The following is an 18733-nucleotide window of genomic DNA, read 5'->3' on the forward strand; positions in this document are numbered from 1 at the left end:
TTTACCGGACGGTCTCGCGACGCTTGGGCCTGACAATACTGGCCGATTGGGCGATGCGGTTCGGGCGTCAGTCTTTCTTCAGTTCCTCGGCGAGCATAACGAGGATCCCGCTGGGACCGCGGAGGTACGTGAGCTTATAGAGGTCGGCGTAGGTCGCCACGCCTCGTAGCGGATAGCATCCGTGCTTTGCAGCTACCTCAAGGGCCTTATCGATGTCGTCTACCGAGAAGGCCACGCGGTGCATGCCAATGTCGTTGGGACGCGTCGGGTTCGACTCGATCGCTTCGGGATGGATGTATTCGAAGAGCTCAAGTCGACCATGACCGTCTGGGGTCTGGAGCATTGCAATGTTGGCATGGTTTCCATCAAGTCCAACGGCAGTATCGGTCCACTCCCCGCTGACCGTGTCACGGCCGATGACCGTAAGACCGAGATCGGTGAAAAAGGCGATTGCTGCTTCGATGTCGCGAACAGCGATACCCACATTCTCAAGTTTGATGGCCATGCGTTGAAAGTACCAAGGCGGAGCGATTAGCTCCAGTGGCGAGGCGCCATTGTCTGTTCGTTGGCCGATCCCTCACCGGACGCTTGCAAGCCGGCTCTGTAGTGGTTGCGGCCCGCCTGCCGGTTGGGTGTCCTACAAGGTAGGTCCCGAGCCAACCGCAAAAGGCGACCTAACTCAGAGCGCCCAAAGGCGACTTGACGAGATTTCAGAGAGTAGTTATATTTTTTCCCGTAAGAAAAAGAGAACGGAAGTTCCCCCCGACTTAAAGTAGCTGTAGTTGCCTGTTTAGGGGGAAGCACCGTTGCAGTAACACCTGGTCGTCGGACAGCTTGAGACGGCCAGAGCAACACCAGTAACACCTGGTCGTCGGACAGCTTGAGACGGCCAAAGCAACACCAGTAACACCGGGTCGTCGGACAGCTTGAGACGGCCAAAGCAACACCAGCAACACCGGGTCGTCGGACAGCTTGAGACGGCCAAAGCAACACCAGCAACACCGGGTCGTCGGACAGCTTGAGACGGCCAAAGCAACACCAGCAACACCGGGTCGTCGGACAGCTTGAGACGGCCAAAGCAACACCAGCAACACCGGGTCGTCGGACAGCTTGAGACGGCCAAAGCAACACCAGCAACACCGGGTCGTCGGACAGCTTGAGACGGCCAAAGCAACACCAGCAACACCTGGTCGTCGGACAGCTTGAGACGGCCAAGCAACACCAGCAACACCTGGTCGTCGGACAGCTTGAGACGGCCAAGCAACACCAGTAACACCTGGTCGTCGGACAGCTTGAGACGGCCAAAGCAACACCAGTAACACCTGGTCGTCGGACAGCTTGAGACGGCCAGAGCAACACCAGTAACACGGGGCGGGCAAGTTGAGAGCATCCTTATGCATTCCTTGCCCGCCCCGTGCCGTTCGGGTCTGCTGCCCGGTACAAGGGTCCCATTTGTTAGTTGGGAGGGCCCGAATAGACATCCGCTTGCGTGCGTCCGTCGGCCATAAAGCGCTGCGGAAACCACGCCACTTACCGCTGCGATCCAGGGTCCTTTTCCGGCTTCCGCAACACGATCGGGCGAGGGTTTAGACACGATGCAACGTCGGGCTGCCGCATCGTCCCGTTAGTGGGATCGCCTGAGTGTCCGGAGGGTTAGGCGCCTCTTCCTCACAATGTGGTCAGTGCTGGTGTAAACGTTGTTTATTGCCGGCGGACCTTAATATCGGGGTGGTTCTTCTCGACCCAGTCGGCCATCCGGTTGCCCCGCAGCGTTATGAACTTCAGCGAGGCTTCCCGAACCCTGATGTACTCGTCCTTCGTCGTCGGGACGCCGGGGCGCTTGAAGTTCTCGTCGTCCTCTAGGAAGAAGTCGATCTTTCCCTCCGGCGTCACGAGGTCCTGGAGGTGGAAGAACTCCACGAACTGCTTGAACGCGCAGAAGAGTTTGAAGAAGTCCGCGTAGTTAGTGGTGACATCGGCGAGGGGACTGCCTGGCTCCTCAGCGTAGTGGCGCCGGATGCATTCCAGAGTTAGGTCCATCCGGTCCGCGATCCGTAGTCTCATTCCCCTGGCGGTGTTTAGGGTGGGCCGGTGTATTTTCCTGACGGGCCAGATCATGGCACTGCCGATCGTGTACGGCGGGTTGAAATAGCGGCGCTTCTGCTCCTCGCTCAACTCGGCCTTAGCCTCGACCAAGTTCCTCGGCTTCCCCCAACTGGTGTAGGAGTTCGTGATGGCGTCACTGCCGAACGTGAACCTTTTGTCGGGGGTCTGCTCGAACATTAGGTAGTTTTTACGACGCTCCTTTGGCTCTGCCGGGACCTGCACTTTGAACAGTTCCCCGTCGCATAGCTCCTTGGTCCAGAGCAGCTGATGGTCTGCCTTGAGCAGCGGACTTTGGGAGTCCGGGTCCTTTCCTGGAGGGCTGTCGACCCTGTAGTTGAAGGTGATGTCGAAGACGCGCAGGGAAGGGAGTCTATGTGCCCGCCTATTGCGAACCGCGGAACCTACAGCTGAAACAACCGCAGTCGTCGCAGGCACTTGCTGCTGCGTCGACCAAGGTGGCTCCGCTATCCAGTTCTGCACCCACCCAACCTGACCGGCAACCTGTCCCACAAAGGAATCCCTATCCGGACGGATCGTTTGCGGGAAGAACAGGATCGGCAGGAACGTCACGATCGCATCGGAACACAGCGCCACGAGATCCTTTGTGGCCCGAAGCCCGCGCTGATTCGACGTCGGGCACTCAGCGCCTGGTCTCGTACCTGGTAAGGACCACTCCGTCGGGAAACGTCCGGGTCTCCACCAGGCTCAGGTTCACCCAGTTGTCCAGGGCTGTGAAGAACGGCGTGCCGCCGCCCAGCAGGACCGGATGGGTGACGATCGCGTACTCGTCGATCAGCCCGGCCCGCATGGCCGCCGCGGCGAGTGTGGCACCGCCGATGTCCATGGGGCCGCCGTCGTCGGCCTTGAGCCGGGTGATCTCGGTGACCGCGTCGCTGGTGACCAGGCGGGTATTCCAGTCGACCGTGCTGGTCGTCGAGGAGAACACCACCTTCGGCATGTCCCGCCAGCGGCGGGCGAACTGGATCTGCGCCGGTGTGGCGCCAGGCTGCTGGTCGGCGGTCGGCCAGTGGGAGCTCATCGTCTCCCACAGTTTGCGCCCGTACAGCGCCAGGCCCGTAGCCCCCACCCGGTCGGACCACCATTGGAACAGCTCGTCGCTCGGTACGCTCCAGCCGACGTCGTCGCCGGGCGCGGCGATGTAGCCGTCCAGGCTCAGGTTCATTCCGAAGGTCAGTTTGCGCATGGCGTCAGTCTCCCGTGAGTCGGTATTCGTTGTACAGACCAGCACGGCGCGGAAAAGTCATCGGTCAGGCCACACCGAGGGCCAGTTGACCATCACGCCAAGCAGAGGCTCCGTACGGAAAGGATGGAGTCCCGACCTTTCGCCAGTGTAGCTATCGACCGTTTGGGGGAACACACTGCGGGACAGGAACCCAGGAGTGCGCATGCGGCGTTTCTCAAGAGGACGTTCCGTGCTCTCAGCGACCAAGCACCGAATCCGCAATCTGCTGCGCGGCTTGGTCCGCTGTGATGTGTGTGGTGTCGATGACCTCGGCTTCATTGTGCAGCCAAGTACGAGCCGCCTCGGCGTATGGCTCCAAGTACGCGAAGCGGAACGTCGAGGGGCCGAGGACTTTGTCGTTCTGTATGCGGTCGCGGAGCATGGCCTGGTCGGCGTGGAGCACGAAGTGCTGGATCGATATGCCGTGCTCGGTAAGACCATCACTGATCTCCCGCCAGTAGCTTTCGACCAAGACAGTCATCGGCATCACGAGTGTGCCTCCGGTGAACTCGAGCACGCGCCGTGCGGTCTCGACAACGAGCCTTCGCCACGGCTCCCAGTGCTGGAAGTTGTCCGTTGCAGGAAGTCCCGGCTTGATGTCCATGAGAACCTCCCCGACCTTCTCAGCGTCGAGGAGGCGCGCGTGGGGCAGCAATTGCTGCACGAGCGCGCTCGTCGTCGTCTTTCCCACCCCGTGGGTGCCGTTGAGCCAAACGATCATGGACCGAACTCTAGTGCCAAGAAGTGTCCTTCACGGCCGGTCCGCCTGGGGAACCCTCAGCGGGAAAAATCCCACCCGGAGGCGATTCGCTCCCTGCGACCGCTCATGCCTCGCAGGGATGGGTAGTGGCCACCTGCCTTTCGACCTCTCGTTGCCCCCTAACTCAGCACTCACTGCACGCCGCACGCCGTCGACGAAACGGCCTCGCCAGGCTCTCTTGGGCAGAGGGCGTCCCGCTTGGCCTCAGGCCATAGGCTCCGTTCACGGATCCTGTTGAGGTTCTGGGCTGTCGGCGGGTTCATGCTGTTCGAGCCAGTGCGCACCTTAGGCTGAAGGAATGAACCTGGATCCTTTAAGCGTCGTTGTGCTGATGTTCCCCAATGTCACACAGCTCGATTTCACCGGGCCGGCGCAGGTTTTCTCGAGGTTTCCGAAGGCCCGTGTTCATCTTGCCTGGCACAGCCTCGATCCGGTGCCCACAGACGCCGGTTGGTGCATCGTTCCCACGACTACCTTGGAAAACTGTCCAGCGGCCGACGTGCTTTTCGTCCCGGGAGGCGCCGGGACTTTCGACCTGTTCACCGATCAGACGGCATTGGACTTCCTGCGTCGGCAGGCGGCGACGGCACGATGGATCACTTCTGTTTGCACCGGTTCGTTCGCTCTCGCGGCGGCAGGGCTTCTGACGGGATACCGGGCCACCAGCCACTGGGCTTCGCTGCAGATGCTCGAAGAGTTCGGTGCGGTCCCGGTCAGCAACCGGGTGGTTCGGGACAGGAACAGGATCACCGGTGCCGGTGTCACGTCGGGGATCGACTTTGCTTTAGTCCTCGCCGCGGAGGTTTACGGGGATGAGATAGCACGCAACATACAGTTGGCCATCGAGTACGATCCTGAACCTCCGTTTGATCACGGATCGCCGGCAAAGGCAGACCCCCAGATCGTGCAGGAAATTATCACTGCCACCTACAACCTGCGGGCGGCAGCAGTCCGGAACGCAGCGGACACGCTCTTGGCAGCTGAGCGCTGACCGGCTGTCGCTCCTGGCAGCGCGGCCGTTCCGTCTGGGTGGCGTCCCGAATTGCTACTGTCAGAGTGGTTCAAACGCATCGCGCTGTTGCCAGTTCCTGGCAGCCAGATCGTAGGAGGTTGCTCTGGTCATGATGATTGGAGTTCCAGAAGCATTCGCCCAGACCACGATTATTCGAGAGGGCGCGCGAGCTGCAGCGTGGATTGATGAGCTGCCATCGATTGTGGATGGGTTGCTTGAGCTATGGCTGTTGCGTCGGGACGGAGAAACCCGGCACGGGCAGGTTGGTCTGGGCGCTCCGGGTCTTCTCCGGTCTCGCGTGTGTTCGTGTCTACGCTGAAGAACCCAACCGGTACGCGCTGTTGTTGGAACGCGCGAGAGATGTAAGCCCTGACACCGTCCTCAATATCGACGAATGGTTGGAGGTGGCCGCGAGTATCGCAGGGGAACTCGCAGTCGCTGCTCCTGCTGACGCTCCGGTCCTGGCCGATACCGCGGCCGCGGGATGGGAGCTCCAGCTCGATCAGCAGCTTGCCAATGCGCCCGAGCTCGTGCCGCAGCGGACCATCAGGCGGGCGCGGGACAGGATCCGAGCAGTCGGGCAGGACGTTACCAGGCCGTTGATCCACGGAGATCTGCACGAGAAGAACGTCCGGCAGCCTCTCGCCGTCCCTGGATTGTAGTTGACCCTAAAGGTTTTCGCGGTCCCATCGCGTGGGACGCGTTCACCGTCTGTTGCACTCCCGAGCTGACGGGGACTGCGGATCCGGCCATCGAATTGCGGGCACGCCTGCAACAATTCGCGGAACTCACCGTAACTGACGCTGAATTCACAATCGAAGTTGCACATGCCCGGGCGGTCAGCTCGTTGCTCCACGAATCAACTGGCGGCGGAGCTGTGGGATCACGCAAGCTCAGCGTGTTGAAGAGACTGTGCATGAGTGGGCCGAGAGCCACCCGCCAAGACGGTTTCCGAGGTGGAAATATGCCAACCAGGAACGAACAGAATGGGGCATCAACGCCAAAGGCGAGACGTACAGCGGTCGAGGGCCCTGAAAGGGGAACCCCTACCTGCTCATGCCGCCACAGACTTACGTGGCAGCGCGAAGACCATGATCAGGGCTGCGGCGAGGCAGAGGGCGGCGTTGGTTCCGATGGCGGGCAGCACCCCGTCAAGGACCCGGTCGGGGGAGTGCGGGGTGGATTGGTGGTGCAGGATGGCGGCGACGATGGTGCTCATGATGGGGATGCCCATGGTGATGCCGATTTGCTGGCTCATGGTGGTCAGGCCGGTGGCGAGGCCCTGTTCGTTGTCGGGCAGCCCTGTGGTGGCGGTGACCATGAACCCGACGATGGCGGCGAGGTTGGCTACACCTCCGATGAAGGTCGCGATGAGCACGATGGCAAGTGATGCTGGGCTGATGTTAATGAACAGCAGGGAGGCGGTGGCGGCGGCCTGGACGGTGAGACCGCCGATGATGGTGTTTTTGGGCCCGAAGCGGCCGATCAGTTTCGGGGCGACGATCCCGCCAACAACGGTGCCGATGCCGAGGACGGCGAACGCCAGGCCCGCCCCCAGGGGTGTGTAGCCGAGGACCTGCTGGAGGTAGAAGGTCAGGACGAACACGAGCGAGGTTTCGGTGGCGAATGCCACGATCCCGGCGATGTTGCCCCAGACGATGTTGTTCCGCCGCAGGATGGTCACAGGCACCAGAGCATGGGCGGTGTTCTTTTCGATGAAGAAAAACGCGACGAACAGCACGGCCCCTGCTGCGAGGGGTCCCCAGGCCAGCGGATCAACCCAGCCCTTTTCGCCGGCGGTGGTCAGGCCGAAGACGAGCAGCAGCAACGCCAAAGTCACAGTGACAGCGCCGGGCACGTCGAGTTTCGTCCGGCTTCCGCGGGCAGATTCGGTGAGGAGTTTCGGGGCGAGGATCAAGACAAACACGGCGACCGGGATGTTGATGAAGAACGCCCACCGCCACGACAGGAGGTCAGTCAGGAGCCCGCCGAGGATCGCGCCGGCGGTGAACCCGGCAGCCATCAAGGAACCGTTCAGGCCCAGTGCCTCGTCCCGCAAGGGCCCTTCCGGGAACGACGTGGTGAGCAGTGACAGCGCGGCCGGGGTGACGGCTGCCGTGGCGATGCCCTGGGCGACGCGGGCGGCAAGCAGCAGCCCGGGACCGGTCGCGAGCCCGCCGACGAGGGAGCCGATACCCAGCAGGGCCATGCCGGTGATGAAGAGGCGTTTGCGGCCGAACAGGTCAGCGACCCGGCCGAAGAACAGGGTGAACCCTGCCGCACACAGCGCGAAGGACGTGGCGATCCATTGCAGGTGCTCCAGGGAGAACCCGACATCGGCCCCGATCCGGGGCAGTGCGACGTTCAGGATGGAGAAGTCCACCGCGAGGGTGAAACTCGCGGTCAGCAGCAAGGCCATGACCAGCCGCTGCCGGGCGGTCATTCTGGCAGGAACTGGCTGGATCGGCGATTCCGGTGGTGCTGTCAGTTGGGGGAGGGGTGTGGTGTCGTGTGCTGTCATCGCGGAGGGCATCCAATCACTGTGTGTGGGCGGGTTTTCCTCTCCACCATGCCGAGCCGTGACAGGAACTGCCACGCCGTGTTGTGGGTAGCACTGGCAGTGCTACCCACCTTTGGGAATCTTCGTGGATACTCACGGGTATGAACCAACCAGCAGCCATGGGCGACTTCCTCGGCAAACGACGGGCCACGCTGACCCCGGCCGACGTCGGGCTGATGGACTACGGCACCCGACGGGTACCCGGGCTGCGCCGGGAAGAAGTCGCCATGCTGGCCGGAATGAGCGTGACCTACTACGCCCGGCTCGAACAGGGACAGCACGTCAACGCCTCCGACGCCGTCATCGACTCACTGGCCCGTGCCCTGGCCCTGACCGACGTCGAAAGAAAACACCTCGTGGATCTGTCTGGTTCAAAACGCCGCACAACCAAGACCATGCGGAGCAGACCTGATCAGGTCCGGCCCGGAACAAAGCGCCTAGTCGACTCCATGGGCTGCGTCCCGTCGGTGGTGCTGGGCAAACGCACCGAAGTCCTCGCCTGGAACCAGACCGGGCACCGGCTCGTCGCTTCCCACCTGGCCTTCGACGCCCCAGACACACCGTCGCACCGCCCGAACATGACCCGGATGCTCTTCCTGGACGAGGCGACACGCGCCCTGTACCCGCACTGGCGCACCGAAGCCGGCCGTGCAGTGGCGTCCCTGCGCCTACTCTCCGGACGGTTCGCCGACGACACCGAGCTGGCAGCGCTCGTCGGGGAACTAACCCTCAAAAGCCCCGAGTTCGCCACGATGTGGGCAGAACACCCGGTCGAGAACTGCATGTCCGGGCACAAAACACTCGACCACCCGCAGCTTGGCACTGTGGAGCTGGGGTTCGAGGTCCTGACCATGCCTGACGATTCCGGTCACCGCGTCCTCACGTATACAGCGGAACCAGGAAGCGAAACTGCCACCGCCCTGGCCCGCCTGCAGCGTGCACCCCTGGCCATTGCACGGGAAGGAGCGAGCCTTGACCAAGCAGTCTGAGAAAGTGATCAGTCACCACTTCAGCAGCCAGCTTTATCAGTCCACCGCCCCGTTCTCGCACTCCGTGCAGCAGGGCAACACCGGCTATTCGGCGGGCATCATCGGCCAGAACCCTTCAAGCGGTGCTCTGGTCTCCAGTGATGTCACCGCCCAATGCGAGGCGATGCTGACTAATCTGCAGACGCTCCTTGATGAGATGGGGTTGGCTATGGGCGACATCATTCGCACCACCCTCTACCTCATTGACTATCAGGACTTCGACGCCATCAACACCGTTTACGCCCGGAGACTGGCCCCGCCCTTTCCGGCCAGGACCACTATCCAAGCGGCTGCCCTGCCCTTGGGCGCGAAGGTGCAGATCGAGGCAACGGTGCAGATCCCACCTGCGTGAAAGACTCGCACAGTGAACAACGACTCAGAAGGTGCCTTGCACCATATCGAGCTGTGGGTGCCGGATCTCAAGAGAGCCACGACTGAGTGGGGCTGGATCTTGTCGACCTTGGGGTACGCGACCTATCAGAGCTGGCCGCATGGAATCAGTTGGCTGAAAAGCTCAACTTACATAGTTCTGGAAGAATCGCCGGATTTGAGCGGCCGGCAGCATCAACGGACGGCGCCCGGTTTGAATCACCCGGCGTTTGTCGTGCGGAGCCGGCTGCGTGTGGACGCACTGGCCGGCCAGAGTGCTGAGTACGGCTGGACACAGTTGTCCCCAGAGAAGTATCCACATGCAGGCGGACCCGAGCATTACGCCGCCTACCTGGAGAATTCAGACGGCTTCGAACTGGAGCTCGTGGCCGCGTAACAGCACGGGTCGCGAGACGCGTTGAACGTCCGGCCTCCTCGCGACGATAGGCTGAACCAATGACCTTGGGGGACGCAGAGCAGCCACTGCCCTGGATTAGTGACAGTTCGGATCCCTAAACGGCTAGAAAGTCAGCCTACGACGGCTTGCATTTCAACTAACATGTTATTGCCGTCGGCGCTTCTTCGAAACGTCTCTCTCAGGGTTCCCCATGTGCGGTTATTTTCGCTCGATCGCGCCAACACTCCAGCCGCCACTGACTTGCAGTATCGGAGCGCCGTAGAAACTATTAGCCATGCGTGGAACCATCTACCTGGGCGGCGGAGGCTCGCCTGATGACGAACACCTGCTTTGGGCGGAGATGTTTCGACTCAACGCGAATATTCTCTACTGGCCATTCGCACTGGACGGGGAAATGCTGAACGGCGCGGACGCCTGGCTCAGAGGAAATCTGGCACAGCACTGGCCCGATCATCAGCTAACCACTTGGACCGACCTGGACGGTCACGCCCCTGACGAACTCCTCGATTTCGACCTACTGTTCATCGGTGGAGGCAACACATTCCACCTTCTGGCCCACGTTGCCTCGCATGCCTTCATTGATCCGATACGGAGGTTTGTAGCAGAGGGGGGCTCCTTGTACGGCGGAAGTGCAGGGGCCATCCTCGCCTCCGACAGTATCGAAATCGCCGCCACTCACGACGACAACAACACGCAACTCGAGCAGTTCACGGGCCTACGTCTCGTCTCAGGGGTCACTGTGCTCCCTCACTACACAGCACACGAGGAAGCAACAGCGAAGATGTGGCATAGGCGGCAGAACAAACCGGCCTTGGGTATCCCGGAAAGGTCGGGACTCTTTGTTGGAAGCAGCGGCGCTCGAGTTGTTGGCAAGGAACCCGTTTACGTCATCGATGAACGCGCAGTCCAACCTGTGAACCCTGAAAACTATCTGCCGGCCGGTCTCACTGCAGCCAACGATAACTCCAAGGATGGCCTTGCAGCACAGGGGCCCGTGCCAGTTAGCAGCGGCGATTCAGAACAGGGTTAGACGGCGAGCGAAGTGCATGGCTCGAGGGCAGGATGGAGAACATGGAAGTCCTTGGGAGCCGCATCCTGCTTCATCCGTCCGAACCCGAGCGGAGCCACCGGTTTTATCGGGACACGTTGGGCTTGGCCATCTACCGAGAGTTCGGGAGTCGTAAGGCGCCGGGTCTGGTCTTCTTCCTGGGAAACGGTTTTCTCGAGGTCAGTGGACGATCGACTGATCCGCACGGGAGTGCCGTGGCGATCTGGATTCAGGTCCGCGACGTGCAGCTCGAGCACGATCGGCTGCTGGGGGCCGGGGTACCGGTGATCCGCAAGCCGCAGCAGGAGCCGTGGGGGCTGGTGGAGATGTGGATCGCGGACCCCGACGGAGTGCGCATCGTGCTCGTCGAGGTTCCGAAGGATCACCCCCTTCGACGCGACCAGAGGTGATCGTTTCTTCTCTCGCGGCCGCCGCCCCGACGGCATCCTTTGCGGCGGAACGGATGTTCGAGGGCCGGGCCTTAGCATTGAGCGTATGAAGGCTTGTAAGGTCCACGGATGCTCAGGGCGGAAACCGCAATGACCCGTGACAGGGATCGGGATGCTTCAAGGCGCCCGCGGCAGGCCCGGCCACGTGACGCTCTTGGGCGGCCGCTGCCGTACGGAAGCGCTGGCGTCGAGCCGGTCTCGGAGGAGCCGCTGCCGCCGGCGCAGACGTTGGTCTCGGCCCGGAGTCTGGTGGAAGCTGGCCGCCCCTTCGCCGCCCATGAGGTACTCGAGGCCCGCTGGAAAGCTGGGCCGACCGAAGAACGCAACCTTTGGCAAGGACTCGCCCAGATCTGCGTCGGGCTCACCCACGCCGCCCGGGGCAACAGCGTTGGCGCGCTCCGGCTCTTCGAGCGCGGTGCGGCCCGACTCGAGGAGTACGGTTCCGGCGAAGGGCCGACCTACGGGCTCGACTTGTCCGCCGTTGTGAGTTGCGCACGTGATCGGATGCGCGCCGGCCGCTGAGCTGGCGACCAGCATCCTCGCGGCAGGCGGCGGAGGCACTATTTCCGGGGGACTACTGAGAGTTTGCTTGACCAATAACTTGTCCCGTTAGCGGGAACCTTTACCGAGACGGCTTCGTGGAAACCGGTCGTAAGTTCTGCTGTAACCACCGGCCGGAAGCGGATCGCAACGAACTTGTTCGCCGACTCCGATGACAGCAGGGCACGATGCCGCGGAGCAGGATATGGCCGTTGCAGGACCGGACCGTTATTTCTTCTTCCTACCCTTGCGTTGCGGCTGGATTCGTTGGCCCTTGGCCTGGATGACGGCGGCAGCGGCGTCTGCTTCTTCGCGTTTTCCTCCGAGGATCGGCAGTGCGGGTAGTCCTTTGGCGGCGCGGCGTTCGGCGAGGGCCTTCGCAGCGGGAGATCCCGGGGTCGGCATGCGGCGGATGACGAAGAACTGCTGGCCCATGGTCCAGAGGTTGGTGGTGGTCCAGTAGATCAGCACACCGATGGGGAAGTTGATGCCGCCGACACCGAAGACCAGCGGCAGGATGTAGAGCATCATCTTCTGCTGGCGCATGAACGGGCTGGCCATGGCCTCTTCGGACATATTCTTCGCCATGATCTGCTTCTGCGTGATGAACTGCGAGGCCGTCATGGCCAGGATCATCACGACGGTGAGGACGATGACAGCAATGTTGCCGCCGGGGTTGTTTAACAGGGCTTCAGACAACGGAGCGCTGAAGATGCTTGACTGGTCGAACTGAAGGACCTGGTCGTGGCTCATCGCACCGATGCCTTCGCCCTGGTTCTTCGCGTGGGTGATGCCGGACAGCACCTGGAACAGTGCGAAGAAGAACGGCATCTGGATCAGCATGGGCAGGCAGGCCGAGAACGGGTTGGTGCCGTGCTTCTTGTACATGGCCATCTGCTCCTGCGCCATGGCCTGGCGGGAGAGCTGGTCGGTTTTGCCTTTGTACTTGTCCTGCATGTTCTTCAGGTCAGGCTGCAGCAGCTGCATTCCGCGCTGCGCCTTGATCTGCTTGACGAAGACCGGGATCAGTGCAGCACGGATCACCAGTACCAGGCCGATGATGGAAAGAGTCCACGTCCAGCCGCTAGCTGGCGGCATTCCAATCGAACTCATGCCCTCGTGGAAGCCCACCATGATGATGGAGACAAACCATTTGAACGGAAACATGATCGTTTCAAACAAGTCCATAACGGATCCCCTATCTGTCAGGCCGGACGCGGACATCTCCGCTAGTTCGAGCAACCAGACTTGTAGAAGCAGCCCCGCGCAGACAAATTCCAGGGATCGGTTCTTCGGCGAACGGCGGGGGCTCCATGTCGTGAGCCTAACTCAATTGCCTTTCTCGGTGATTGACCGGCAGGGGCCGGTGGGGAGACTATTGCCAGTTAGACCAGAAGGCTCTGACCAGAATTTAGGGGTGAGAGCCTCATCCCCACTGTTGCCCGGTGGGGAACCATGACCGGTACAACGGTGACGGCTACTGAAATGCGTCGATTTCTATTTCAGGTTCGCTCGTCTTCTCCGCAGGGCGAAAACCATGTCGGCGATAACTGCTCCGATCAGTGCGAGGGTAAACGGTGATACTGCGCCATACATGAAGCTGGCCAGTGCGATGGGGTGCGGCTCGCCATCTGCAGGGACAGGGCGCAATGTGTAGGCACCAACGAACGCGGCCGTGACGAGGACCAGCAGAGTTATGACCCTGCCCGCCCAAGTGCGAGACAGGGAGCGATATCCGAGAACTGCGGCGAAGGCGAGCAGGACGAGCCCGGCTCGCATCACGTACGGCACCCATTCTCCGGTCACGGGGACTGGCCGCATATTGAGATCCAGAAGGGGAGCCCCGACCTGTGACAACTCCAGCTGGATCGTCAAAAACCCCGCCAGGAAAATAACGAGTGGAGGCCCGAGCAAAGCGGCGATTATGGAAAGGCCCGCGCCCTTACGAATGTCCGACGGCGCCTCTACCTGGTTTGGGCTAGTCATTTTTTCGCACATCCCCATGTTGACTGCTCCGACCATAATGCCCGGACCGTCGTTTGGGTATAGGCCGGAGCGCTGCAGAAAGCCCAAAGGCCGAACCCTGTGCGGACGGGTATTTCGTCACGTCTCGAGCCCGAGCCTTTCTAGGACATGAGCGTAGTTTTGTTCCAGTGTTGGGTCTGCGACCTCAAGACGTCGCATGGCGACCCCTATTACATCAACGGCGGCGGTCCTGGTGATGCAGACCCGCGGGTACGCCTCCTCGATCACCTCCCAGTGGGCGCCAGGAATGGTGTGTGTTAAGACATCGCCGTAGAACATGCCGATTGGTCGGGCGAATCCTGCCAGTGCATGCTTGTCGACATCGTCGTCAAGGAGAGTGTCAATGGCTGCGAGGCCCCGCCCTGTGCGCGGCAATGCTTGGCCTCTTTCGTGGAAAAGGGAGAGGAGTTCGTCGTATCCCCCGACGTTGGTTATCGGGAGTGTTGAGGCATCGGAAGTCGCTGGCCTGTACTCGGCGTATCTTCTTGGCATCCCGGCTGGCAGCTTTTGCAGCGGTTCGCCAGGTTCCTCAGGGGCGCTCATGCACACAGACTAGATCGCCGGCTCGAGCTGGCAAATAGCTTCGAGCTCCGACCCCAGGATGAACCCTGAACGGACCATCTGTCCTCGTCGAGGGCTGGTTCCTTGTGACCATTGCGCTGCCCTATTTGGTTGTGGATCGTGGGCCGAGCACACGGCGTAGAAGCCTGAGCGGTGGCGGTATGAGAGCCTGCTTTTTGTAGTGCTCGCGCAAACGGCGGAGAAGTTCCTCGTATTCGTCCCGGTCAAAGGTGAAGGCCCGGTCCGTAAGTAGCTGGGGCTCTACGTCGTCGGGGTCGCTCTGCCAGCCGATCTTCTGCCAGGTCACGGTCTGCGGCGAAAGGGCCAGTTCTATGCTGAGCGCCCCGCACCACAAGTCGCCGCAGACAGCACAGACCAAAATCGAAACACGGCCATCGTCATAGTCTCCCGGTAAAACCCCCAACAAGCGGTCCAGATAGTCCACCACTGCCTTTGGCCGCCAATCGTCACGCAAGGCTGTGGTTTCGTCCAGTGGCTGCTCCCAGTCTTCTGGAACATCCAGCAGATCCCGCATCGGCCGATCGTTTACGAGGAAGTCAAGAAATGCGTCGGGGCGGTCAAATTGCTGATCGCCCTTGGGCTCAACCCGGCTCGAGGCTGAAGGCGCAACCGTGAGTCGGTACAGTCCGATATCCATGGGTCCAGTATCCCGCCCTGTCGTTCGCGCCGGCTGAAAAGCTTCCCTGACTCGCCAGATGCCGAACGCTAGATGGGACACTTCGAGTTCGAGGGGATCCACTTCTTGGGAAAAGTCGGATCGCTGAGCCGCAGCACCTCTATCGGGACCAGCCCGGGCGCGTTCGATTGAGGAACCAGTAATCGACGGAGAATACGAAGTCCTCAGCGGTCATCAGGCAACTTTGATCTAAGTTCTTCTGCACGCGAAGCGATGGCCTGACGCTGGTCGCGGGTGAATCTTCTAGCCTGCAGGTCGAGGACTGCCCGGCTGCCCAACTTTCCCACACCCAACAGGTGACCCACCCTACGGATGGCTTCGTCCATGTCTTCTGAATCCTCAATCATCTGGAAGACCTCGTCACGCCGATCCATCGCCTGTACCAAGGCATCGAGGACTATCAATTCTTGCCTTGTCTGCCGCTCATCCTCAACCATGCGGCGATTCTTGCACGACGGAAGTCATTGGGGCATTGCATCCAGGATCCCCTTCAGGAAGGGGAACCCTCAGGGACTCGCTCCAAAATCGTGGCTGCCTTCGGTGGTCGCCGCCGGCGCCCGACTGGTCTTGGCGGCTACGGGCTCTGAGACGTGAAGAGCTGTGAGGAAATCAGGGCGCGAAACGCGGCGAGAATTGCCACGATTCGGCGAGAACGCCATTTCCGTTACGCCACACCTCAGCTACTAACTTTGGCCCCAATGGCGCCGTCCTAACTGTTGTTGATCGTCGCGGCCGGGGGCGTGTGCTTTACGCCGTCCAGTATCGCGGGGCGGATCAACCGTTGGCGGGAGCGATGTCCCCAAACTCCACCTTGACCGGGCAGCCAACTGCCTCGGAGTACTTGCGCTCCAGGTCTGCAACGTCCGAGGTTGCCCTCACTGATTCATCCAGCGTGAGCGTCAGGTGGCACCCATCAGGCGATACCGAAGTGATGTTCACGGCAGGATCTGAGGCCAACAGTTCACCGGAAAGATCCCTAAGTTTCCCGGGGGAACAGGCGGCTGGCTCAACGGAAATGTTGACGGTTGGAAACCGGGCTACTAGCCCCCGTAGCTTCGGATCCACCGGGCCATGCCAATGAACGATAACCCGCGTTCCCTGAAGCACGTCGACCGAGGCGAACCGAGCATCCCCTGACAGCTCCCGACTGAGCGTGCTGGCCGCATGTGCTACGGATCCATCTGCAGGCGAAGCTTCAAGGCTGGCCGCCGAGTTACTAGGCGGTTCGGGCATAGGTTCATGCAGAGGCGGGCTTGCAGTCGGTTCACGCGTAGGCGGGTTGGCAGCCGGGCCGCCCGGGACCCCAGGCCCCGGTGCGGCGCAAGACGTAGCGAAGAGAGAACAGCCGAGCAGGACAACCAGCAAGTGCCTGATCAGCTTTGAACCTAAACACGGCGCGACCATGCCTCATGCTAATGATCCGTCCGGGCTGGGGCTACCCCGCCGCACGATCGGCTCCGTTGTGGAAACCCCTGCCGGTCCTCCGCTGTAGGGGTTATATACGCTGGCGCTTTCTGGCTCGAACGAAGCCTATGACTCCGACTAGAGCGAGAGCAGGCCTCCTAAGATCTGACCACTCCGTCGGCGGCGAAAATAGCGAGGGCGACCCCGCACAATGCCATCAAGGCCCAAACAATCTCTTCAGCTTTCATGGGCTCCTCCAGTCGATGGGTGCATAAACCAACTACTTTGTTCGGAGCCTATAATCGTTAGCTCAAGTTTTGTCGGCTCCAAAAACAGAGAAAAAGGATCCCCCGTCGAATTGACTTTAGACCGCCCAATTCAGGATGGACCACCGTCCCGAAAGAGGGCGGTCCGCATAACGTCCCGTTGGAGGGTCCAGCACCGGACATCATGGCCCTCACCAGCGTCGTTGTTACCTAAGCCTTTGAGGCACCCCGTAAGGCCGGTCCGGTGAATTGTCCGGTGACGGGCGCTTCTACGACACACAGCTCTATGACACACTGCTGCACATGCACTCGTGGTCGGTTACGCGAGAGTGTCCACCGACGAACAAGACCTCACAGCTCAACAGGACGCCCTGTCAGCCATGGGTATTGAACCGGACCAAATCTATGTGGATCATGGCCTCACCGGTAGCAATCTGAACCGCCCCGGCCTCCGGAAAGCGCTGGCCGCCTGCCGCGCTGGCGACACCTTCGCGGTGGTCAAACTGGACCGTCTTGCACGATCCGTCAGGGACGCACATCAGATTGCTGATGACCTCGCCGCCCGTGGAGTAAAACTTAGTATCGGCGGTTCCGTGCACAATCCGGAGGACCCGGTGGGAAAGTTGCTGTTCAACGTCCTGGCGATGGTGCCTGAGTTTGAAGGCGATCTCATCCGGGCCCGCACCCGCGAAGGCATGAAGGTTGCCAAGGCCAAGGGCCGGTTGCGCGGGAAAAAGCCCAAACTCTCACCCACCCAGGAAGCACACCTGGTTAAACTGCATGCGGCCGGAGAACACACTATGTATGAGCTCGCCGAGCTGTTCTCTGTTGGCCGTTCCACCGTCTATCGTGCCCTCGAACCGGCAGGCCGGAAGACGGAAACATAGCGCGGGCACAGAGCCCGCACCCAGCGCCAGAAGAGGCAGCTCACCCCGCCGTCGTGTGCTCGCTAAGCCGTGCGCGCCCTAATCAGCCCAAGGCATGCCGCTGCCGCCGCGACGGACACCACCGTGACGATCCCGAACGGGAGGGCGTTGTCCGCCCCGCCGATACCCACCAGCGGCGCCGCCACGCCGCCGAAGGCGAACCTGGCCAGGCCGAGCAGTGACGACGCGGTACCGGCGATGTCCGGGTAGCCCTTCAGCGCGAGGGACGTCGCTGGCGGGCTGGCCGCCGCCACGCCGCCCACCATGGTGAAGAGGGACACGATGACCGCAATCAGGGGCAGGTGCAGGAGCGCGGTGACGAGCAGCCCAAGGGAACCGGCAGCGGCCATCGCCAGTCCGATCACCAATATGGCCTTCTCGGACCACCGCTCGGCCAGCCGGCTGCCGAGGAAGCCAAAGATCATGAACCCCAGCGAATTCAGGCCGAAGGCGAACGAGTAGCCCTGCGGCGAAAGCCCGTAGATGCCCTGCAGGACGAACGTGGCGCCGCTGAGGTAAGCGAAGATCGCCGAGTACGTAAAGCCCGTGATCAGCACGGCGCCGACGAATACGCGGTCCGCAAGCAGACGACGGAAGTCCTGCAGGGTATGGGAAAACCCCCCTGCTGCCCGCCGCTGGGCCGGAAGTGTCTCCTTGAAGATCACGAGGCAGGCGATCAGGATCGCCACGCCAACGGCCGCGAGGAACAGGAAGACGCCGCGCCAGTCTGTGACGGTGGCGAGCTGGCCGCCGATGACCGGACCAATGATGGCCGCCAGGCCGCCGAGCACCGCCAGGCGGCCGTAGTAGCGCAGGAGTTTGGCACCCTCGTATACGTCCCGTCCGGCTGCCTGCGCAATCACGATACCCACGGCGCCGGCCAGGCCCTGGACGAACCTGGCCGCGATCAGCGTTTCAACGGTCGGGCTGACGGCACAGAGAACGGACGTGACTGTGTAGGCGGCGACGCCGATCAGCAGGGGGAGCCGGCGGCCAAAACGGTCCGACAGGGGACCCGCAATGACCTGGCCGATAGCTAGGCCGAGCAGGCAGGCCGTGATGGTCAGCTGCGCCGTGGACGTGGAACTCCGCAGTTCCGCCGTCAGGGCCGGTAGGACGGGCAAGTACAGGTCCATGGAAATCGGACCGAAGATGGTCAGCAGGCCAAGGACAATTGCCAGTGGCCGTCCGACTGCCTGTTCGCGCGTGGTCACCGGAGCGTCGGTCACAGTCACGCTGCCTCCGTTCAAGGGGTAAGGGGCTGCCGCCGGTTCGACGGCGGCAGTTGGGGGTGCGGTTCCACCTAACCAGCGTTTACAAC

Annotated in this window: 21 protein-coding genes; 9 read left to right on the plus strand and 12 right to left on the minus strand. The window is 61.6% G+C overall.

Annotation, left to right across the window (positions count from 1 at the left end; all coding sequences use genetic code 11):
- Positions 1 to 67 precede the first annotated feature (67 nt).
- The 4 genes from QFZ33_RS14250 to QFZ33_RS14265 form a co-directional block, all read right to left on the minus strand.
- Positions 68 to 505: a VOC family protein gene (locus QFZ33_RS14250; RefSeq protein ID WP_214856120.1), complete on the minus strand. Its 438-nt coding sequence runs from the start codon at positions 503 to 505 to the stop codon at positions 68 to 70.
- Between the two features lie 1196 nt (positions 506 to 1701).
- Complete coding sequence (locus QFZ33_RS14255) at positions 1702 to 2700, minus strand: DUF6994 family protein (protein WP_307028482.1); 999 nt, start codon at positions 2698 to 2700, stop codon at positions 1702 to 1704.
- Between the two features lie 46 nt (positions 2701 to 2746).
- The gene (locus QFZ33_RS14260; RefSeq protein WP_307028483.1) at positions 2747 to 3310 is read right to left on the minus strand and encodes a dihydrofolate reductase family protein; all 564 of its coding nucleotides are present in this window, start codon (positions 3308 to 3310) and stop codon (positions 2747 to 2749) included.
- Positions 3311 to 3545: 235 nt separating this feature from the next.
- A complete protein-coding gene (locus QFZ33_RS14265; RefSeq protein WP_307028485.1) occupies positions 3546 to 4070 on the minus strand; it encodes an AAA family ATPase in 525 nt (174 codons plus the stop codon).
- A gap of 337 nt (positions 4071 to 4407) precedes the next feature.
- Here QFZ33_RS14265 and QFZ33_RS14270 point away from each other — a divergent pair, with 337 nt between their 5' ends.
- Positions 4408 to 5100 carry a DJ-1/PfpI family protein gene (locus QFZ33_RS14270; RefSeq protein WP_307028487.1) on the plus strand — a complete coding sequence of 231 codons (693 nt, stop codon included), beginning with the start codon at positions 4408 to 4410 and terminating at the stop codon, positions 5098 to 5100.
- Positions 5101 to 5465: 365 nt separating this feature from the next.
- Entirely contained in the window at positions 5466 to 5783 is a 318-nt protein-coding gene (locus tag QFZ33_RS14275) for a hypothetical protein (RefSeq protein WP_307028489.1), read from the plus strand.
- 392 nt (positions 5784 to 6175) lie between these two features.
- Here the strand turns inward: QFZ33_RS14275 and QFZ33_RS14280 are convergent, their stop codons facing one another.
- Positions 6176 to 7564 (minus strand): MFS transporter, encoded by a 1389-nt coding sequence (locus tag QFZ33_RS14280; protein WP_307028491.1) that lies wholly within the window; start codon positions 7562 to 7564, stop codon positions 6176 to 6178.
- A gap of 218 nt (positions 7565 to 7782) precedes the next feature.
- On the opposite strand from QFZ33_RS14280, the gene QFZ33_RS14285 reads away from it, so the two are divergent.
- The 6 genes from QFZ33_RS14285 (at position 7783) to QFZ33_RS14310 (ending at position 11515) form a co-directional block, all read left to right on the plus strand.
- Positions 7783 to 8670, plus strand: coding sequence for a helix-turn-helix transcriptional regulator (locus QFZ33_RS14285; protein ID WP_307028493.1), 888 nt, complete (start codon positions 7783 to 7785; stop codon positions 8668 to 8670).
- Positions 8654 to 9061: a RidA family protein gene (locus QFZ33_RS14290; protein WP_307028495.1), complete on the plus strand. Its 408-nt coding sequence runs from the start codon at positions 8654 to 8656 to the stop codon at positions 9059 to 9061. The genes QFZ33_RS14285 and QFZ33_RS14290 overlap by 17 nt, the downstream gene beginning before the upstream one ends.
- 12 nt (positions 9062 to 9073) lie before the next feature.
- Complete coding sequence (locus QFZ33_RS14295; protein ID WP_214854178.1) at positions 9074 to 9475, plus strand: VOC family protein; 402 nt, start codon at positions 9074 to 9076, stop codon at positions 9473 to 9475.
- A gap of 295 nt (positions 9476 to 9770) precedes the next feature.
- Complete coding sequence (locus QFZ33_RS14300) at positions 9771 to 10526, plus strand: Type 1 glutamine amidotransferase-like domain-containing protein (protein ID WP_307028497.1); 756 nt, start codon at positions 9771 to 9773, stop codon at positions 10524 to 10526.
- 41 nt (positions 10527 to 10567) lie between these two features.
- Positions 10568 to 10954, plus strand: coding sequence for a VOC family protein (locus tag QFZ33_RS14305; protein ID WP_307028498.1), 387 nt, complete (start codon positions 10568 to 10570; stop codon positions 10952 to 10954).
- Between the two features lie 129 nt (positions 10955 to 11083).
- Positions 11084 to 11515: a DUF309 domain-containing protein gene (locus QFZ33_RS14310; protein ID WP_214854194.1), complete on the plus strand. Its 432-nt coding sequence runs from the start codon at positions 11084 to 11086 to the stop codon at positions 11513 to 11515.
- A 246-nt stretch (positions 11516 to 11761) separates the two neighbouring features.
- On the opposite strand, the gene yidC is transcribed toward QFZ33_RS14310, so the two are convergent.
- The 6 genes from yidC to QFZ33_RS14340 form a co-directional block, all read right to left on the minus strand.
- A complete protein-coding gene (gene yidC / locus QFZ33_RS14315; protein ID WP_214854196.1) occupies positions 11762 to 12721 on the minus strand; it encodes a membrane protein insertase YidC in 960 nt (319 codons plus the stop codon).
- Between the two features lie 309 nt (positions 12722 to 13030).
- The gene (locus QFZ33_RS14320) at positions 13031 to 13354 is read right to left on the minus strand and encodes a hypothetical protein (RefSeq protein WP_307028501.1); all 324 of its coding nucleotides are present in this window, start codon (positions 13352 to 13354) and stop codon (positions 13031 to 13033) included.
- A gap of 282 nt (positions 13355 to 13636) precedes the next feature.
- Positions 13637 to 14101, minus strand: a complete 465-nt coding sequence (locus tag QFZ33_RS14325) for a DUF6278 family protein (protein ID WP_307028504.1) — start codon at positions 14099 to 14101, stop codon at positions 13637 to 13639.
- Positions 14102 to 14222: 121 nt separating this feature from the next.
- Entirely contained in the window at positions 14223 to 14777 is a 555-nt protein-coding gene (locus QFZ33_RS14330) for a hypothetical protein (protein ID WP_307028506.1), read from the minus strand.
- Between the two features lie 203 nt (positions 14778 to 14980).
- Positions 14981 to 15253 (minus strand): DNA gyrase subunit A, encoded by a 273-nt coding sequence (locus tag QFZ33_RS14335; protein ID WP_214854202.1) that lies wholly within the window; start codon positions 15251 to 15253, stop codon positions 14981 to 14983.
- A gap of 337 nt (positions 15254 to 15590) precedes the next feature.
- Positions 15591 to 15755, minus strand: coding sequence for a hypothetical protein (locus tag QFZ33_RS14340; protein ID WP_307028508.1), 165 nt, complete (start codon positions 15753 to 15755; stop codon positions 15591 to 15593).
- A 1042-nt stretch (positions 15756 to 16797) separates the two neighbouring features.
- On the opposite strand from QFZ33_RS14340, the gene QFZ33_RS14345 reads away from it, so the two are divergent.
- A complete protein-coding gene (locus QFZ33_RS14345) occupies positions 16798 to 17373 on the plus strand; it encodes a recombinase family protein (protein WP_307028510.1) in 576 nt (191 codons plus the stop codon).
- 62 nt (positions 17374 to 17435) lie between these two features.
- Here the strand turns inward: QFZ33_RS14345 and QFZ33_RS14350 are convergent, their stop codons facing one another.
- Positions 17436 to 18647 (minus strand): multidrug effflux MFS transporter, encoded by a 1212-nt coding sequence (locus QFZ33_RS14350; protein ID WP_373427280.1) that lies wholly within the window; start codon positions 18645 to 18647, stop codon positions 17436 to 17438.
- Positions 18648 to 18733: the final 86 nt, after the last annotated feature.

It is taken from the genome of Arthrobacter globiformis, from assembly GCF_030815865.1.
Taxonomy (GTDB): Bacteria; Actinomycetota; Actinomycetes; order Actinomycetales; family Micrococcaceae; genus Arthrobacter; species Arthrobacter globiformis_B.

Coding starts and splice junctions, on each gene's coding strand:
- QFZ33_RS14250 (WP_214856120.1), bottom strand. CDS start 505: ATGGCCATCAAACTTGAGAATGTGGGTATCGCTGTTCGCGACATCGAA.
- QFZ33_RS14260 (WP_307028483.1), bottom strand. CDS start 3,310: ATGCGCAAACTGACCTTCGGAATGAACCTGAGCCTGGACGGCTACATC.
- QFZ33_RS14265 (WP_307028485.1), bottom strand. CDS start 4,070: ATGATCGTTTGGCTCAACGGCACCCACGGGGTGGGAAAGACGACGACG.
- QFZ33_RS14270 (WP_307028487.1), top strand. CDS start 4,408: ATGAACCTGGATCCTTTAAGCGTCGTTGTGCTGATGTTCCCCAATGTC.
- QFZ33_RS14280 (WP_307028491.1), bottom strand. CDS start 7,564: ATGACCGCCCGGCAGCGGCTGGTCATGGCCTTGCTGCTGACCGCGAGT.
- QFZ33_RS14285 (WP_307028493.1), top strand. CDS start 7,783: ATGAACCAACCAGCAGCCATGGGCGACTTCCTCGGCAAACGACGGGCC.
- QFZ33_RS14300 (WP_307028497.1), top strand. CDS start 9,771: ATGCGTGGAACCATCTACCTGGGCGGCGGAGGCTCGCCTGATGACGAA.
- QFZ33_RS14305 (WP_307028498.1), top strand. CDS start 10,568: ATGGAAGTCCTTGGGAGCCGCATCCTGCTTCATCCGTCCGAACCCGAG.
- QFZ33_RS14310 (WP_214854194.1), top strand. CDS start 11,084: ATGACCCGTGACAGGGATCGGGATGCTTCAAGGCGCCCGCGGCAGGCC.
- yidC (WP_214854196.1), bottom strand. CDS start 12,721: ATGGACTTGTTTGAAACGATCATGTTTCCGTTCAAATGGTTTGTCTCC.
- QFZ33_RS14320 (WP_307028501.1), bottom strand. CDS start 13,354: ATGCGGCCAGTCCCCGTGACCGGAGAATGGGTGCCGTACGTGATGCGA.
- QFZ33_RS14325 (WP_307028504.1), bottom strand. CDS start 14,101: ATGAGCGCCCCTGAGGAACCTGGCGAACCGCTGCAAAAGCTGCCAGCC.
- QFZ33_RS14330 (WP_307028506.1), bottom strand. CDS start 14,777: ATGGATATCGGACTGTACCGACTCACGGTTGCGCCTTCAGCCTCGAGC.
- QFZ33_RS14335 (WP_214854202.1), bottom strand. CDS start 15,253: ATGGTTGAGGATGAGCGGCAGACAAGGCAAGAATTGATAGTCCTCGAT.